Origin of the sequence: Stenotrophomonas rhizophila (genome assembly GCF_003751305.1) — a bacterium.
Taxonomy (GTDB): Bacteria; Pseudomonadota; Gammaproteobacteria; order Xanthomonadales; family Xanthomonadaceae; genus Stenotrophomonas; species Stenotrophomonas rhizophila_B.
This window is the reverse complement of record NZ_RJKV01000002.1, coordinates 1,428,397-1,443,656: the sequence shown is the minus strand read 5'-3', so window position 1 is coordinate 1,443,656 and position 15,260 is coordinate 1,428,397. Positions and strand designations below refer to the sequence as shown.

Here is a 15,260-nt window from a genome sequence, read left to right as displayed (position 1 = left end):
TCAATGGTCCTGCGCCAGCGCGAGGGCGGCGTTCAATACCGCATTGTCGCTTGGAAGCACGCACAATGCTGCCCCCGCCAGCGGCGTGTAGGTATCGGCCCCGCATACCCGCCGGATCGGCAGGTGCCCCAGCCCGGCCTCGACCAGCGCGGTGATCACGCCCTCCCCCACCCCCGCGCTGTGCCGCCCCTCATCGACCACCAGCACGCGCTGGGCATCGGCAGCCTGGCCAGCGATGAAACCGGCATTGAGCGGCACCAGCCAGCGCAGATCGACCACCCGCACCTGCCAACCCAGTTGCTGCTCGATAGCCCGTGCCGCCCGCAGGCTCATCGGCACGCCATTGCCGTAGGTGAAGATGACCAGGTCACTGGCCTCCGCCGCGTAGACCCGGCCCTCGCCGAGCACCAGGGCCTGGTCCGGTGCCGGATACGGGAACAGCCATTGGCCATCTCCCGGCGCGTGCAGGTCCTTGGTCATGTACAGCGCGATCGGCTCGAGGAACACCGCGATGCGGCCATCGACGGTCGCCAGCGCCGCCAAGGTGCGCAGCATCATTGCCGCATCGTCACCGCGCGACGGACAGCCGACCACCAGGCCGGGAATGTCGCGCAGCGCAGCGATCGAGTTGTCGTTGTGGAAATGCCCGCCGAAGCCTTTCTGGTAGCCAAGCCCGGCAATGCGCACCAGCATCGGGTTGCGGTACTGATCGTTGGAGAAGAACTGCAGCGAGCACGCCTCGCCACGCAGCTGGTCGGCCGCGTTGTGCAGGTAGGCCAGGTACTGGATCTCCGGTATCGGCAGCATGCCCAGGTTGGCCAGGCCCTGCGCCATGCCCAGGATCATGGTTTCGTCCAGCAGGGTGTTGAACACGCGACGTGGGCCAAACGCCTTGAGCAGGCCCTTGCTGACCGTGTACACCCCACCTTTCTGCGCGACGTCCTCGCCAAACAGCAGCGTGGCCGGGTACTTGGCCATCAGATCGTGCAGGGCCTGGTTGATCTGGATCGCCAGGTGGCGCGGCGGATGGGTTTCCGGCAGCTGCGCCGCACCACCGAAGGCGGCAGCACGCGCGTCATCAGCGGCCACGCGCGTGGCTTCGGCATGGACCGCCGCCGGCGAGTACGGCGCCAGTGGGGCAATGACCTCGGCGAGAGCGGTCAGCTTCGGGCGTCGATCCGCCTCGGCGGCCGCCGCGAAACAGCGCGCGCGCACACGCTCGTACAGATCGAGCACCTGCGCGGCGGTCATCCACCCGGACTGCAGGGCGATGGCCGCCGAGCGCAGCAGCGGATCGCTGGCCTCGGCGGCGCACAGCTCCGGCAACGGCCGCCATTCGATCTCGAAATCGGTGCCGGCATGGCCCATCAACCGCGTGGTGCGCAGGTGCAGGAAGGTCGGGCGGCGGGTCTGCCGGCAATGCGCCAGCGCGCGCTCGACCTGCGCGTGGCCCTCGACCAGATCCAGACCGTCAGCGAAGAAGTAGTCCAGGCCCGGGCGGTGCGCGAAACTCTGCGCGATCCAGCCGTCCGGCGTTTTGACCGAAATGCCGATGCCGTTGTCTTCGCAGACGAACAGGATCGGCGCCGGCAGCCGCTGGTACGCCGCCCACGCCGCCGTGTTGAACGCGGTCTGCGCGGTGGCGTGGTTGGCCGACGCATCGCCGAAGGAGCAGATCACCACGCTGTCCTCGGGAATCGGCAGCGTGTGACGGATGCGTCGCCCGCTTTCGATGGCCAGTGCGGTGCCCAGGGCCTTGGGCAGGTGCGAGGCGATCGTGGAGGTCTGCGGCAGTACCCACAACGGTTTGCTGCCCCACACTTTATGGCGCCCGCCGCTGGCCGGATCGTCCCGGCTGGCCGCGAACGAGAGCGCCGCGTCCATGACCGGATCCATGCCCGGCAGCTTGCGGAAGCGCTCGGCCATGAAGCCGCCGGAGCGGTAATGCAGGAACGCCGGATCGGTATGCCGGGCCAGGCGTGCCACCAGCGCGTTGCCTTCATGGCCGGACGAACCGATGGTGTAGAAGACCTTGTTCTGCACGCGCAGCACGCGCGCCATCAGGTCAAGGTGGCGGCTGATCAGCTGGGATTCGAACAGTTCGGCAAAGCCCTGCGCGTCCAGCGTGCTGCCGGGCAGGATGGGACTGCCGGGGGCTGGCGTCGGCTCAGGATCACCCCGCCACTGCTGCACGAAATCGATGAAGTTGGCGTCGCAGATCTCGGCCCGGTTGAGGCCTTTCATGCGCGCGGGAATAGGATCGGGAACCACGGCAAACATGCATCACCCTCCGTGACGTGTTGCGGGTGTGGACAACCGGATGACCTCAGATGGGCTGCGCGAACAGGGCCTGCACCTCCGGCAGCGGCGTGGGCATGGGCACGAACCGCGGCTGCTCGCGCACGCGCTGCAGCCAACCCTGGACCGCCGGGTACGGCGACAGCGCGACGCCGCCGTCCGCCGCGACATCGGTGTAGGCGAACAACGCGATATCGGCGATACCGTAGGCCCGGCCACTGAACCAAGGCGACGTGACCAGGTGCTCTTCCATCACCGCCAGGGCCTGTGCCGAGCGCTCGCGCAGGCGCGGCAGCTCGCTGCGGCGCGGCGAGTCCAAGGGTGTCCAGCCGCTGATGAAACGTGCGACCGCCAGGCAAGGCTCGTGACTGTACTGCTCGAAGAACATCCAGCGCAGCGTCTGCGCGCGCTCCCAGCCATCGGTGGTCAGGTACGGCGTGCCCTCGGCCAGCCAGTACAGGATCGCGTTGGATTCAGGCAGCACGCGCCCGTCGTCGCGCTGCACCAGCGGCACTTTGGCGTTGGGATTCATCGCCAGGAAATCCGGCGTGTGGGTCTGGCCGTGCGCACTGTCGACCTCGACCCAGTGGTAGCGCGTCCCCAGCTGCTCCAGCAGCATCCGCACCTTGTGGCAGTTGCCCGACACGGACATGCCGTACACCGTCAATGGAGCCCGCAACGACGTCATCGCACCCTCTTGGCCATGTATCGCGGGCGGCCTGCCCGCCATGCCGAGTCTGGCCTCACCGCCTCGCCTTTGCCAAGCGCGGGTGCAGCATCACCGCTGCGTGGCGCGGCGCTGCTGCCATTGCTGGCGCGACTGGCCCCAGATCTCGATCGGCTTGCCGGCATGCGGTGGCGGCAGCTCGCCCATCCGCAACAGCGAACTGCCCAGCTTGCGCGCGACGACCTTGGAATTTTCGTTGGCGGCATCGATGGTGTGGATGATCTCTTCCCAGCCCAGCGTGTCGAACGCCCAGTCCATGCTGGCCACCGCCGCTTCGGGCGCATAGCCCCTGCCCCAGCTCTCGCGGCGGATGCTCCAGCCGACCTCGGTGCCCGGCCAGTCCAGCGGCTGCCACGGACCCATGCGGCCGACCCATTCACCGCTGCTTTTTTCGATCACCGAGAACATCGAAAATCCGTACAGATGCCAGCTGCCGACCAGGCAACTGAAGCTGCGCCATGCCTGCGACGGGGCCTGCACGCCACCCAGGTGCTGCATCACCTCCGGGTCCGAGCAGAAGCGCAGGAAGGCATCGAAATCCTCGGCGCGCGGTGGGCGCAGGATCAGACGGTCGGTCTCCAGCTGGAGGTCGAAAATGCTCATGGCGTCCTCATGTGTCGCATGCGTGCCGGCATGATCGCAGATGCACTGATCGGCATGCCGTGCGGCTCGCCCCAAAACGCAGCACGCCGGCAGATGCCGGCGTGCTGGTGGTGCATTGACGGGGCAGGAACTTACTGCCTGTTCGCATCCAGTGCAGCGGTCTGGGTGACCAGCTGGCCGTCGATCACCGGCAGGCGATCGCTGCTCGGCTTGTTGTCCATCTTCACGGTCTTCTCGGCGCCGTCGTAACGGTAGGTCACGTTGTAACCGGTGACCGCGTTGGTGGTGCCCATCGGGATGCGGTTGCCCGGCTTGCTGGCCATGCGCATGGTGCCGGTGGTGCCGTCTTCATTGCGGTAGGTGACGTTGTAGCCGGTCACGCGGGTCGACTCGGAGGTCGCGGTTTCGGTATGGCACTGGCGCTCGGTACGGTTGACCACGCGGCCACCCACATGGCGCTTGTCCACCTGGTTGCCGATCATGCCGCCGGCAACGGCACCGGCGGCCGTGGCTGCCTTGCGGCCATTGCCGCCACCGACCTGGTTACCCAGCAGGCCACCGATGACCGCACCGGCGACGGTACCGCCAACGTTGCCGTCGCGTTCGGGCAGGCGTTCCTGCACCACCACGTCCTGGCAGACTTCATGCGGCGTCTGCGTGCTGGACGTCTCGCGCACCGGCTCGGTGCCGATCACGGTGGCGTAGGCCTTTTCCTTCTTGGTCAGCGGATCGACCTTGACGATGTCGGCGTACTCGAGCTTGCCGGCCTTGTCTTCAATGGCCAGCTGGTCGGTGCGCGCGCCATCGTCGGCGAGTGGCGTGGTGTCCAGAGTGGGCCGGGTCTGAGCAGCGGTCACCGCATCGGGCGAGGAACTGCCGCCCTTCATGAAGGCAGCGGTGGCGATACCGCCAACCAGCAACGCACCCGCAGCGACCAACGCAGTAGTAGTTGTACTTTTCATAACCGGCTCCTTGCGGACGATCCGCAACGTTCTTGAGTGAATTCCAGCACGGCCACCCTGAACGGAATCTCCACGGATCGTGAACATCCTGCCGCCCATTCAGGTTCGGTGAGCCTTGGGGTCGTGATAGCGTTTACAGCATCTGCCCAGGAGTGCCTCATGTCCAATCCCATACTGTTGCCGGTGCTGGAATGGGCGCGTCGGCTGCGCTACCCCACCCTGTTCAAGATCACCGCCGCGCTGTTCGCGGTGACGCTGGTGATTCCCGACCCGCTGCCGTTCGTGGATGAAATCCTGTTCGGCCTGGGCACGCTGCTGCTGGCCAACTGGAAGCGACGCGGCGACAAGCTTCCGCCGCCGTTGCCGACCAAGCGCCGCGCGTGAGGTTGATCGACAGCCACTGCCACCTGGATGCGGGGGAGTTCGATGCGGATCGCCCTGAGGTGATCGCGCGCGCACGCGCGGCCGGGGTCATGGCCCAGGTCGTTCCCGCCGTCACTGCCGCCAGTTGGCCCGGCCTGCGCGATGCGTGCCGGCTGGCCGACGGGCTGCACCCGGCCTACGGGCTGCACCCGATGTTTCTGGACCAGCACCGCCCCGAACACCTGGAGGAACTGCGCGCGTGGCTCGAACGCGAGCGCCCCTGCGCAGTGGGCGAGTGCGGGCTGGATTTCTTCGTCGAGGGGCTGGACCCGGACGCCCAGCAGCACTACTTCCTCGGCCAGCTGCGGCTGGCGCGCGACTTCGACCTGCCGGTGATCGTGCATGCGCGCCGTGCGGTGGATGCGGTGATCGCGGCGATCAAGCAGATCGGCGGGCTGCGTGGCGTGGTGCACAGCTTCCCGGGTAGTCCAGAGCAGGCGGCGCAGCTGCACAAGCAGGGCTTCCTGATCGGGCTGGGCGGCCCGTTGACCTATGACCGCGCCCAGCGCCTGCAGCGGCTGGTGGCCCGCATGCCCCTGGAGCAGCTGCTGCTGGAAACCGACGCGCCCGACCAACCCGATGCCGGGATTCGTGGTGAGCGTAATGAGCCGGCACGGTTGCCGGTGATCCTGGAGGCGGTGGCGCGCCTGCGCGGGGAGCCGGCCGAGGCGATCGCCGCGCAGACCACGGCCAATGCGCGACGCCTGTTTGCGTTGTCCTAGCGGCGACCGGGGCCGGCTATGGCAGCAGCACGTTTGGACCGGCTCGTCGTCCGTTGCCCTCGCCGATCCCCGCTGCGCCGCGTCAGACCAGATCTGGCCGGTCCAACCGACTTCGGTGTCCATGCCCTGCGGCAGTCAATTGCTCCACCAGCGCTTCCCTGGCTTTCCGGCCTCCCACGCGCACGTGTTCAAGTTCTGCTGCGGTGATCAGCACCACGGGCACCAACGTAACCGGGGAAAGCGGCATGTCTTCAAGCCGTGTCGCGAAATCCGGTATCGGCGCACCTACCAGCACACCTACGCAGTCGTCCTCGGTGACGAATCGCGCGGGTATCTGGTCGGTGAGGTGAGGCGCCTGGCTGGCACCGGGCAACTCCAGTGACAGCATCCTGTAGGTTTCCAGCTGGTGCCGGATGCCACCCGCATTGGCAACGGTCGAAGCAACCGTACGCACTACATCGAAAGCCCAGCTGCGCATCAACGGACTTACGTCACCGACTGCGCCGCGAGTCCCTTCGGCAAGATCCCCGGTTTCGAGAAAGAGCTCCATCTCGAAACCATTGCCCAGCTCAGGCGCACTGTCGAATGGATCCGACAATCCGTCCGTAGCGATAATGACGGAATCTCCCCGACGCACGATGCGATAGGCCTGCCGCGTCGAAGGCCAATCGGGCCCGCCAAGGAAGCTGGGACTGATGGCATGGCCCAGAACGTCCTGCTCGACGGCGCCCACGGACTGCCAGTGACGGTCGAGGCAATCGCTCGTTGCACGTCGCGCTGCCTCATCGGCTGCATCACCCTCCGTGCTGGCCTGGGTCACCGCCTCCGTATCAACATTCGCGCTTGCGGGCGGGTCCGCCGGAGCGCCACGCAGGGGCATGTGCCGTCGTTTGAACGACTTGAAGAGCGTCTTGAGAAAATCCATGCGACTGCGCCGGTATCAATGGCATGGACCATGTCATTTCGCGGCGTTGCCTGCAACTCCACACGTCGCCCACAGCAGCCGACCAATGGTCGGCTCTACCAGAGAGCGGCAGCTGGATCCGCCGGGATCAAGCCTCGACGGGCACCACACCCTTCTTCGGCTTCATCAACATCTCCAGCGCCTTGCCCACCGCCGCGAACGCGAACGCGCCGGTGATATGCGTCGCCGCGCCCAGCCCGGCGCCGCAGTCCAGCTTCAGCGCCGCATCCGCGCCGAGGTTCGGGCGGATGCCACACACGGTACCGTCGGCCTGCGGGTACTTCACGTTTTCCAGTGAGTAGACCGCCGGCACACCGAAGTAACGCGAGGCGTTCTTGGGGAAGTTGAAATCGCTGCGCAGCTTCTTGCGGATCAGCGCCATCATCGCGTCATGTTCGGTGCGCGAGACATCACGGATCCGCACCAGGGTGGGATCGGTACGACCGCCGGCCGCGCCCACGGTCAGGATCGGCAGCTTGCGGCGGCGGCACCATGCGATGGTCTCGACCTTGACCCGGAAGCTGTCGCAGGCATCGATCACCAGATCGAAATCGCGGTCCAGCAGTTCGACCATGTTGGACACGGTCAGGAACGAGGCAACCGCATCGACGCTGATGTCCGGGTTGATCGCGCGGCAGCGCTCGGCCATCGCTTCGGCCTTGTTGCGGCCGTATTGCCCGGCCAGCGCCGGCAGCTGGCGGTTGGTGTTGGACACGCAGATGTCGTCAGCATCGATCAGGGTCAAGTGCCCGACCGCCGTGCGCGCCAGCGCCTCGACCACCCACGAGCCGACGCCCCCCATGCCCACCACCGCCACTCGGCGGCTGGCAAGCAGATCCACGGTGCCCACTCCATACAACCGGTCGATGCCGGCAAATCGTTCGCGCAGTACGTCGTTCATGCGCCTATTTTAATGCGCGCAGGCCCGGTCGGGACGCGCCGTGGACAGGACGCGTCGTACCATCGCCGCAGCCACCCTTACCGAAGCCCTCACCATGAACGACCCCGTGACCCCGCAGCGCCGCCCGTCCGCCGCGTACCGCTATCTGTTCGTCGGCCTGCTTGGCCTGGTGATCGGCCTGATCGCCACGGTGATGGTCTCGCGGGCGATCCAGGCCCGCCAGGACCCCTTCCCGGATTCGCTCATGCACGTGATGAACCGCCAGGTGGAACTGCTTCAGGCGGCGCAGGCGCAGAATCGCTGCAGCTTGGCCGACACCGTGCCGCGGCTGCAGACGCTGCGCTCGCTCTCCAATGATCTGGACCTGGCCTTTCCCGGCCTGAAGGACAGCCAAGGCTTCCAGCAGCACGCCAGCGCCCTGCGCGCCACCCTCAACGAGGCCCTGGCCGCACCGCCGACCGACTGCCCGGGCATGGCCACGCTGGTCGAGAAGATCCAAGCGGACTGCAAGGCCTGCCACCAGGATTTCCGCTGATTCATCTTCCAGCCACCCTGGCGCCCCCGGATTGGCACGCTGTTCACGCAGCACAGGACACGATCTGCTCCATGCGCACCAGACGCATTCGACCACCCCTCTGGCCAGGAGATACACCATGAAGATTCAACTGATTGCCGCTGCTGCCGTTGCCACCGTCGCCCTGGCTGGCTGTGCCACCACCTCGCCGGGGTACGGCAGCAGTGGCTACAACAACGGTTACGGCAATGCCGGCGGCAACTACAACACCAACCGCTGCGCCGATTGCGGCATCGTGACCCGTATCAACCAGGTCGCGTCGGGCCGCAGCGCACCGAGCGCGACCGGCGCGGTGCTGGGTGGCATCGTCGGCGCGGTCGCCGGCCATGAGATCTCCGACCACACCGGTGGCAGCCGTGGCAACAAGAACATCGCTGCCGCCGCAGGCGCAGTCGGTGGCGCGCTGGCCGGCAACCAGATCCAGAAGAACGTGACCAGCGATACGTTCGACATCACCGTGCGCATGGATGACGGCCGCACCGTCGTCGTCAACCAGCGCGATCTGGGCGGCATCCGCGAGAACACCTACGTCCGCGTGGTCAACGGCAAGGTGATCCTGCGCTGATTGGCGCAGCCGCCCTGCACGCGACAAAAAAGGGCCCGCGCAAGCGGGCCCTTTTGCTTTTCGTGTTTCAACCAGGCAGGACCCGGTCTGCGCTCAGAGCGGCTTGACCTTGTCGGCCTGCAGGCCCTTCTGGCCAGTGACCACTTCGAACTCGACCGCTTGACCTTCCTTCAGGCTCTTGAAGCCCTGGGACTCGATCGCGCGGAAGTGCACGAACACATCTTCGCCGCTCTCACGGCTGATGAACCCGAAACCCTTCGCGTCATTGAACCACTTGACGGTGCCCTTCTCAGCCATCTCAGCTACTCCCTAACTGTCTTGTTGTTGGATACACCCGAACAGGCGGCTGACAGCAAGGGGGAAGCGGGGTGCAACGATGCAGCGGATCTGGAAGATCTACCATCATCAGGCCACGATCCACGGTGACCTTGCCAAGCTCAGCGCCTGCAACTTAACCCGAGCAAAACGAAAAAGCAACTAGTCAAAACTTTCGGATGTCAACCCCATTTCAGGAACCATACTCGACAGCATGGACCATTCATTCATCTTCTACCTGCTAGCCGCTGTTCTGGTGCTCGTCGGCATCGCCGGCGTGATCCTTCCCGCCCTGCCCGGCATCCCGCTGGTGTTCGCCGGGCTGGTGCTGGCGGCATGGGCCGACGATTTCGTGCATGTGGGCTGGCTGCCGCTGACGGTCCTGGGCCTGTTGACCCTGCTGTCCTTCGCCGTGGACATCCTGGCCACGGTGGTCGGCGCGCAGCGGGTAGGTGCCAGCCGCAAGGCCCTGTGGGGAACCTTCCTGGGCAGCATCGTCGGGGTGTTCTTCATGCCGATCGGCCTGTTCGTCGGCCCGCTCGCCGGGGCGCTGCTGGGCGAGTACTGGCACACCCGCGAACTGGGCCGGTCCACCAAAGTGGGCCTTGCCACCTGGCTGGGGATTCTGCTCGGCTTTGCCCTGAAGCTGGCGCTGGTGATCGCGATGCTGGGGCTGTTCGCCTTCGCGTGGTTCTTCTGATCCCCCACGGCACGCGCACTTTCACACCCCGACCACACCACTGACCGGCATAAACCCGATCAGATCGATGGCGTTGCGTGCTGGCAGGAATGCCGGGCAGCGGCGACACTGTGCGATCAGACCCATTCATTTTTGTCACGCGGCCCTGCTCCCATGACCCTGCCCTATTCCCGTTCCGCCCTGTTCACTGCCCTGGCCCTGGCCGGCACCGCCCTGCCCGCTGCAGCACAGGAGGCGGCACCGAAACCGGCGTCACCGGAGGCCTGCGCCCTGGTGGACACTGACGCAGCGCGGCTGGCCTGCTACGACACGCTGTTCGGGCGTACGCCCGAGGTCACCCTGGCCGCCGATGCCGCTGCCACCGCCGCCAAGCAGGAGCGCCGGGAAGAACGTCAGGCCTCCCGCAGTGCCGACGCCGACGCGCCCGCGACGCAACGGGTCAAGCAGCGCCTCGGTGAAGTGTTCAAGAACGACGGCCATGAAGACGCGCTGGCCAATGCCGGCAAGGGTTCGCTGCTGGACAGCCGCTGGGAACTGGCGCAGGACTCCAAGCTGGGCGCCTTCCAGCTGCGCGCCTACAAGCCGGTCTACCTGCTGCCCGCGTTCTGGACCAGCGACAAGAACCAGATGCCGCAGTCGCCCAATCCGGTCAACACGGTCACCACCTCGCAGCAGCTGGACAGCGCGGAACTGAAGTTCCAGCTCAGCTTCAAGACCAAGGTCGTGGAGAACCTGTTCGGCGACAACGGCGACATCTGGGCCGGCTACACGCAGAGCTCGCGCTGGCAGGCCTACAACGCCGACAACTCGCGTCCGTTCCGTGAGACCAATTACGAGCCGGAAGTGATGATGATGTTCCGCAACGGCTACTCGATCGGCGGCTGGCGCGGGCGCATGAGCGGGATCGGCGTGAACCACATGTCCAACGGCCGCGCCGACCCGCTGTCGCGCAGCTGGAACCGGGTGATCGCCACCGTCGGCCTGGACCGCGAAAACTGGGCGCTGGTACTGCGCCCGTGGTATCGCATCCCGGAAGACCGCAAGGACGACAACAACCCGGACATCTCCGATTACATGGGCCGCGGTGACGCCACCCTGACCTGGAACAAGAACGGTCACGAGGTCTCGCTGATGGCGCGTCACTCGCTGCGCGGCGGCGACCGCTCGCACGGTGCGCTGCAGCTCGATTACGGCTTCCCGATCAGCAACCTGCTGCGCGGCCACGTGCAGATCTTCGATGGCTACGGCGAGAGCATGATCGACTACAACCACAAGGCCACGTATGTCGGCCTGGGTGTATCGCTGCTGGAGTGGTATTGATGGCGGTGACGATCTGGCACAACCCGCGCTGCAGCAACTCGCGCGGGGCGCTGGAGATTCTGCGTGAGCACGGCATCGAGCCAGTGGTGGTCGAATACCTGAAGACGCCGCCGGACCGCCCGACGCTGGCTGCGTTGATCACGCGCATGAGTATCGCTCCGCGTGAGTTGCTGCGCAGCAAGGAGCCGGCCTATGGTTCGCTAGGGTTGGACGACTCCGCCCTCTCCGATGCCGCGCTGATCGAGGCGATGGTCGCCCACCCGGAACTGATCAACCGCCCGATCGTGGAGACCCCGCGTGGGGCACGGCTGTGCCGGCCGCCGGAGACGGTGCTGGAGATCCTGCCGGCGTAAAACCGCGCCTCAGCTGCCTCCGCAGCGGCTGGTACACCGGTTGATATCCTCGCCACAGGTCAGCGCGGGCAGCCGGTTGCGGCAGTAGTCGCTGCTGGCCTGGCATGATTTACGCAGGTCCGGGTTGTCGATCCTGTCGCACTTCGCGTCGCGCTGGGTCGCCACCCCGGCACCACAGCTGTCGCCGCTGCCAAACCCGGTACGGCTGGTCATGCAACCGTCGTACTGGCGCTGGCACTGCTGCATGCATTGGTTGGCAGCGGTGACCTCGCGCAGGCTGGGCGGGGCGGCGTGGAAATCGCCATCACTGCTGCAGGCGCTGACCAGCAGGATCAACAGCAGGGCGAAAAGCATCCGTGGCATCGTCGTGCTCCGTGTGGAAAGCATCCGGCCGTGGCCGGCATGTGTGCATGCCCGGAATGTAGCACTGCTTGTTTTCCGAATTAATACCCGGGCTGCCAGCGCAGCCGCAACTGCCTCTTCCGTTACGCCGGCTCCGACGCTCACAATAGCCCCGCCCTTTCACCTGGATGCCAGCGGATGGCCCGACCACGACGCTCGTTCTTTGCCTACGCCTCGGCTCTGCTGGGACTGCTCAGTCTGATGGGCGTGGCCTGCTTCCACTTTCCGGACCTGCTGACCAGCCGCGAGTTCCGCGCGGTCTACAACGAACAGTTCGCCCGCCACCTGCTGCTGGTCGGGCTGGCCGCCGCCTTCATCATGGGCACCCTGGCGATACTGCGCGACCGCAACAAGCGGATCGCCACGATCGGCGTCGGCAGCGCCACCCTGGCGGTGCTGCTGGGGGGTACGAACGTGCAGTTCGATGCGATCGGGCAGACACCCTACTCGCTGGGTCTGGACTGGTTCGTGCTGTCGCTGTTCTTCTCGGCACTGGTATTCGTGCCGCTGGAGCGCTACCTCGGCAAACACGTACTCTCGCCGCTACGGCCGGGCTGGCGTACCGATGTCGGCTATTTCTTCATGAGCCACGTGCTGGTGCAGTTCATCCTGATCCTGGTGACCGCCTCGACCTCGACCATCGCCGGACTGGCCGCGTTTCCTGCGCTCAAGACGCTGATCCAGTCGATGCCGGTGTGGCTGCAGTTCCTGATCGCGGTATTCGTCGCGGACATGGCCCAGGCACTTCTGCACCGCGCGTATCACAACACCCCGTGGCTCTGGCGCTTCCACGCCGTGCACCACTCCAGCCGGCACATGGATTGGCTGGCCGGCTCGCGCATCCATTTCGTCGAAATCGTCATGACCCGCAGCTGCGTGCTGCTGCCACTGCTGGTGCTCGGCTTCTCGACCCCGGCGATCAACGCCTACGTGATCCTGGTGGGTCTGCAGGCGGTGTTGGCCCACGCCAACCTGGGCATCCGTTTCGGGTGGCTGGAGTACCTGCTGGTGCTGCCGCGCTACCACCACTGGCATCACGCGCGGCAGCAGGAGTACGTCGACGTCAACTACGCCATCCACCTGCCGCTGGTGGACATGCTGATGGGCACCTTCAAACTGCCCCGGGATCAGCGCGAATGGCCGCAGGAATACGGCGTCATGAAACTGGAGACCGTGCCCAAGGGGCTGCTCAACCAGCACCTGATGCCATTCCGTGCACGACGGACCTTCGACGAGTACGTCGACTGACCCCACTCAGCGCCAGTCGGTGATGCCCTCGCGCCGGTAGACCTCGGCGAACGCCGGCCGTGCTTTCAGACGATCGGCGTAGGCCTTCAATGCCGGCCAGGTGTCACTGGGCGTGGGCATGTTGCGCGACCAGCGCATCAGCATCACCAGCATGAAATCGACCACGCTCAACGACTCGCCCAGCACATAGGGGCCGCGCGTGGACAGATGCTCCGCCAGATGCTGCCAGGCGCCTTCCAACCGCTCGCGCGCACGCTGGCGGGTCGCGTCCACGTGCTCGGGGCCCGCCATTTCGTGCGGGTAGAACCACGCCCGATACGCCGGTTGCACGGTGTTGGCGCACCAGAACATCCAGCGGTACGCCTCGGCGCGGTCGGCAGTCCCCGGGGCTGGCAGCAGGGCCGCTTCCGGATGGCGGTCTGCCAGATGCAGCGCGATCGCTGCCGCTTCGGTCAATACCTGCCCGTCCAGCACCAGCGTCGGCACCAGGCCCGCGGGATTCAAGGCGAGATACGCTGCATCCTTGTGCTCGCGCTTGTCGAAATCCAGCAGCACCAGATCGTGCTCGATCTGCAGCTCCAGCAACAGCCAATGGACGACCAGGGCGGCGGTACTCGGCGATCCATACAGCGTGGTGCGCATGCTCAGACCACCACAACCGGAATCTTGCCGATGCGGGCCTGCCATTCGCGCGGGCCGGTCTGGTGCACGGACTCGCCGGTGGAATCCACCGCCACGGTCACCGGCATGTCCTGCACGGTGAACTCGTAGATCGCTTCCATGCCCAGATCCGCGAAGCCCACCACCTTGGCCGCCTTGATCGCCTTGGAGACCAGGTACGCCGAGCCGCCGACCGCCATCAGGTAGGCCGACTTGTTGTCACGGATCGCTTCGATCGCCGCCGGGCCGCGCTCGGCCTTGCCGACCATGCCCAGCAGGCCGGTCTGTTCCAGCACCTGGCGGGTGAACTTGTCCATGCGGGTCGCCGTGGTCGGGCCGGCCGGGCCCACGACTTCGTCGCGCACCGGATCGACCGGGCCGACGTAATAGATGAAGCGGCCCTTGAGGTCGACCGGCAGCGGCTCGCCCTTGTCCAGCATCTCCACCATGCGCTTGTGCGCGGCGTCGCGGCCGGTCAGCAGCTTGCCGTTGAGCAGCAGGGTCTGGCCCGGCTTCCAGCTGGCGACGTCTTCCGGGGTGATCGTGTCCAGATCGACACGGGTGCCCTTGGAAGCGTCATAGGTGATCTGCGGCCAGTCTTCCAGCGACGGCGGATCGAGCATTACCGGGCCACTGCCATCCAGGGTGAAGTGCGCATGGCGGGTGGCCGCGCAGTTCGGGATCATCGCCACCGGCAGGTTGGCCGCGTGGGTCGGGAAGTCCTTGACCTTGATGTCCAGCACGGTGGTCAGGCCGCCCAGGCCCTGCGCGCCGATGCCCAGCGCGTTGACCTTGTCGAACAGTTCCAGGCGCAGTTCTTCGGCACGGTTGGAGGCGCCACGGGCCTTGAGCTCGTTGATGTCGATCGGCTCCATCAGCGACTCCTTGGCCAGCAGCATCGCCTTCTCGGCGGTGCCGCCAATGCCGATGCCGAGCATGCCCGGCGGGCACCAGCCAGCGCCCATGGTCGGCACGGTCTTGAGCACCCAGTCCACGATCGAATCGGACGGGTTGAGCATGGCGAACTTGGACTTGGCTTCCGAACCGCCGCCCTTGGCCGCGACGATCACCTCGACGGTGTCACCCGGCACCACCTTGACGTTGACCACGCCCGGGGTGTTGTCCTTGGTGTTGATGCGCTTGCCGGCCGGATCGGCCAGCACCGAGGCGCGCAGCTTGTTGTCCGGGTAGTTGTAGGCACGGCGCACGCCTTCGTTGGCCATGTCCTCCACGCCCATCGTGGCGTCGTCCCAGCGCACGTTCATGCCGATTTCCAGGAACACGGTGACGATGCCGGTGTCCTGGCAGATCGGCCGGTGGCCTTCGGCACACATGCGCGAGTTGATCAGGATCTGGGCCATCGCCTCCTTCGCGGCCGGCGACTCTTCGCGCTCGTAAGCAGCGTTGAGGCTCTTGATGTAATCGACCGGGTGGTAGTACGAGATGTACTGCAGCGCGTCGGCGATGGACTGGATGAGGTCTTCCTGCTTGATCGATGTCACGACTTGCTCGCTTGCTGGAGG

18 protein-coding genes are annotated in these 15,260 nt (G+C 66.1%); 8 read left to right on the top strand and 10 right to left on the bottom strand.

Annotation, left to right across the window (positions count from 1 at the left end):
• From EDF74_RS14935 to EDF74_RS14920, 4 genes are all read right to left on the bottom strand, one after another.
• Positions 1-2,280 (bottom strand): thiamine pyrophosphate-dependent enzyme, encoded by a 2,280-nt coding sequence (locus tag EDF74_RS14935; RefSeq protein ID WP_123730795.1) that lies wholly within the window; start codon positions 2,278-2,280, stop codon positions 1-3.
• Between the two features lie 46 nt (positions 2,281-2,326).
• Positions 2,327-2,986 carry a glutathione S-transferase family protein gene (locus EDF74_RS14930; protein WP_123730794.1) on the bottom strand — a complete coding sequence of 220 codons (660 nt, stop codon included), beginning with the start codon at positions 2,984-2,986 and terminating at the stop codon, positions 2,327-2,329.
• Between the two features lie 90 nt (positions 2,987-3,076).
• The gene (locus EDF74_RS14925) at positions 3,077-3,628 is read right to left on the bottom strand and encodes a GNAT family N-acetyltransferase (RefSeq protein WP_123730793.1); all 552 of its coding nucleotides are present in this window, start codon (positions 3,626-3,628) and stop codon (positions 3,077-3,079) included.
• A 131-nt stretch (positions 3,629-3,759) separates the two neighbouring features.
• Entirely contained in the window at positions 3,760-4,590 is an 831-nt protein-coding gene (locus EDF74_RS14920; RefSeq protein WP_123730792.1) for a glycine zipper 2TM domain-containing protein, read from the bottom strand.
• A gap of 159 nt (positions 4,591-4,749) precedes the next feature.
• Between EDF74_RS14920 and EDF74_RS14915 the strand changes: the two genes are divergently transcribed.
• Together EDF74_RS14915 and EDF74_RS14910 are read left to right on the top strand one after the other, a co-directional pair.
• Positions 4,750-4,974 carry a DUF6116 family protein gene (locus EDF74_RS14915; RefSeq protein WP_123730791.1) on the top strand — a complete coding sequence of 75 codons (225 nt, stop codon included), beginning with the start codon at positions 4,750-4,752 and terminating at the stop codon, positions 4,972-4,974.
• Complete coding sequence (locus tag EDF74_RS14910; protein WP_123730790.1) at positions 4,971-5,735, top strand: TatD family hydrolase; 765 nt, start codon at positions 4,971-4,973, stop codon at positions 5,733-5,735. Before EDF74_RS14915 ends, EDF74_RS14910 begins: the two co-directional genes overlap by 4 nt.
• 82 nt (positions 5,736-5,817) lie before the next feature.
• Here the strand turns inward: EDF74_RS14910 and EDF74_RS14905 are convergent, their stop codons facing one another.
• Positions 5,818-6,660: a Suppressor of fused protein (SUFU) gene (locus EDF74_RS14905; protein WP_123730789.1), complete on the bottom strand. Its 843-nt coding sequence runs from the start codon at positions 6,658-6,660 to the stop codon at positions 5,818-5,820.
• A 127-nt stretch (positions 6,661-6,787) separates the two neighbouring features.
• On the bottom strand, positions 6,788-7,600 hold the full coding sequence (locus tag EDF74_RS14900) for a tRNA threonylcarbamoyladenosine dehydratase (protein ID WP_123730788.1): 813 nt from the start codon (positions 7,598-7,600) through the stop codon (positions 6,788-6,790).
• A 94-nt stretch (positions 7,601-7,694) separates the two neighbouring features.
• Between EDF74_RS14900 and EDF74_RS14895 the strand changes: the two genes are divergently transcribed.
• Complete coding sequence (locus EDF74_RS14895; protein ID WP_123730787.1) at positions 7,695-8,135, top strand: cytochrome c; 441 nt, start codon at positions 7,695-7,697, stop codon at positions 8,133-8,135.
• Between the two features lie 118 nt (positions 8,136-8,253).
• Complete coding sequence (locus tag EDF74_RS14890; RefSeq protein ID WP_123730786.1) at positions 8,254-8,739, top strand: glycine zipper 2TM domain-containing protein; 486 nt, start codon at positions 8,254-8,256, stop codon at positions 8,737-8,739.
• Between the two features lie 93 nt (positions 8,740-8,832).
• On the opposite strand, the gene EDF74_RS14885 is transcribed toward EDF74_RS14890, so the two are convergent.
• Positions 8,833-9,036 (bottom strand): cold-shock protein, encoded by a 204-nt coding sequence (locus EDF74_RS14885; RefSeq protein WP_019185917.1) that lies wholly within the window; start codon positions 9,034-9,036, stop codon positions 8,833-8,835.
• A 232-nt stretch (positions 9,037-9,268) separates the two neighbouring features.
• Here EDF74_RS14885 and EDF74_RS14880 point away from each other — a divergent pair, with 232 nt between their 5' ends.
• The 3 genes from EDF74_RS14880 (at position 9,269) to arsC (ending at position 11,427) form a co-directional block, all read left to right on the top strand.
• On the top strand, positions 9,269-9,754 hold the full coding sequence (locus EDF74_RS14880; RefSeq protein WP_123730785.1) for a DUF456 domain-containing protein: 486 nt from the start codon (positions 9,269-9,271) through the stop codon (positions 9,752-9,754).
• Between the two features lie 153 nt (positions 9,755-9,907).
• Entirely contained in the window at positions 9,908-11,074 is a 1,167-nt protein-coding gene (locus EDF74_RS14875; protein WP_123730784.1) for a phospholipase A, read from the top strand.
• Positions 11,074-11,427, top strand: coding sequence for an arsenate reductase (glutaredoxin) (arsC, locus tag EDF74_RS14870; protein WP_123730783.1), 354 nt, complete (start codon positions 11,074-11,076; stop codon positions 11,425-11,427). Before EDF74_RS14875 ends, arsC begins: the two co-directional genes overlap by 1 nt.
• A gap of 9 nt (positions 11,428-11,436) precedes the next feature.
• On the opposite strand, the gene EDF74_RS14865 is transcribed toward arsC, so the two are convergent.
• Positions 11,437-11,790 (bottom strand): hypothetical protein, encoded by a 354-nt coding sequence (locus tag EDF74_RS14865; RefSeq protein ID WP_148045964.1) that lies wholly within the window; start codon positions 11,788-11,790, stop codon positions 11,437-11,439.
• Positions 11,791-11,967: 177 nt separating this feature from the next.
• On the opposite strand from EDF74_RS14865, the gene EDF74_RS14860 reads away from it, so the two are divergent.
• Positions 11,968-13,077 carry a sterol desaturase family protein gene (locus EDF74_RS14860; protein WP_123730781.1) on the top strand — a complete coding sequence of 370 codons (1,110 nt, stop codon included), beginning with the start codon at positions 11,968-11,970 and terminating at the stop codon, positions 13,075-13,077.
• 6 nt (positions 13,078-13,083) lie between these two features.
• Here EDF74_RS14860 and EDF74_RS14855 read toward each other — a convergent pair whose 3' ends face one another.
• The gene (locus EDF74_RS14855) at positions 13,084-13,719 is read right to left on the bottom strand and encodes a glutathione S-transferase family protein (protein ID WP_123730780.1); all 636 of its coding nucleotides are present in this window, start codon (positions 13,717-13,719) and stop codon (positions 13,084-13,086) included.
• Positions 13,720-13,721: 2 nt separating this feature from the next.
• Complete coding sequence (locus EDF74_RS14850; protein ID WP_123730779.1) at positions 13,722-15,239, bottom strand: fumarate hydratase; 1,518 nt, start codon at positions 15,237-15,239, stop codon at positions 13,722-13,724.
• Between the last annotated feature and the right edge of the window lie 21 nt (positions 15,240-15,260).

Excerpts from the sequence above, each read along its gene's own strand:
- EDF74_RS14935 (WP_123730795.1), bottom strand. The coding sequence starts at position 2,280 with ATGTTTGCCGTGGTTCCCGATCCTATTCCCGCGCGCATGAAAGGCCTC.
- EDF74_RS14930 (WP_123730794.1), bottom strand. The coding sequence starts at position 2,986 with ATGACGTCGTTGCGGGCTCCATTGACGGTGTACGGCATGTCCGTGTCG.
- EDF74_RS14925 (WP_123730793.1), bottom strand. The coding sequence starts at position 3,628 with ATGAGCATTTTCGACCTCCAGCTGGAGACCGACCGTCTGATCCTGCGC.
- EDF74_RS14920 (WP_123730792.1), bottom strand. The coding sequence starts at position 4,590 with ATGAAAAGTACAACTACTACTGCGTTGGTCGCTGCGGGTGCGTTGCTG.
- EDF74_RS14915 (WP_123730791.1), top strand. The coding sequence starts at position 4,750 with ATGTCCAATCCCATACTGTTGCCGGTGCTGGAATGGGCGCGTCGGCTG.
- EDF74_RS14905 (WP_123730789.1), bottom strand. The coding sequence starts at position 6,660 with ATGGATTTTCTCAAGACGCTCTTCAAGTCGTTCAAACGACGGCACATG.
- EDF74_RS14900 (WP_123730788.1), bottom strand. The coding sequence starts at position 7,600 with ATGAACGACGTACTGCGCGAACGATTTGCCGGCATCGACCGGTTGTAT.
- EDF74_RS14895 (WP_123730787.1), top strand. The coding sequence starts at position 7,695 with ATGAACGACCCCGTGACCCCGCAGCGCCGCCCGTCCGCCGCGTACCGC.
- EDF74_RS14890 (WP_123730786.1), top strand. The coding sequence starts at position 8,254 with ATGAAGATTCAACTGATTGCCGCTGCTGCCGTTGCCACCGTCGCCCTG.
- EDF74_RS14885 (WP_019185917.1), bottom strand. The coding sequence starts at position 9,036 with ATGGCTGAGAAGGGCACCGTCAAGTGGTTCAATGACGCGAAGGGTTTC.
- EDF74_RS14880 (WP_123730785.1), top strand. The coding sequence starts at position 9,269 with ATGGACCATTCATTCATCTTCTACCTGCTAGCCGCTGTTCTGGTGCTC.
- EDF74_RS14875 (WP_123730784.1), top strand. The coding sequence starts at position 9,908 with ATGACCCTGCCCTATTCCCGTTCCGCCCTGTTCACTGCCCTGGCCCTG.
- arsC (WP_123730783.1), top strand. The coding sequence starts at position 11,074 with ATGGCGGTGACGATCTGGCACAACCCGCGCTGCAGCAACTCGCGCGGG.
- EDF74_RS14865 (WP_148045964.1), bottom strand. The coding sequence starts at position 11,790 with ATGCCACGGATGCTTTTCGCCCTGCTGTTGATCCTGCTGGTCAGCGCC.
- EDF74_RS14860 (WP_123730781.1), top strand. The coding sequence starts at position 11,968 with ATGGCCCGACCACGACGCTCGTTCTTTGCCTACGCCTCGGCTCTGCTG.
- EDF74_RS14855 (WP_123730780.1), bottom strand. The coding sequence starts at position 13,719 with ATGCGCACCACGCTGTATGGATCGCCGAGTACCGCCGCCCTGGTCGTC.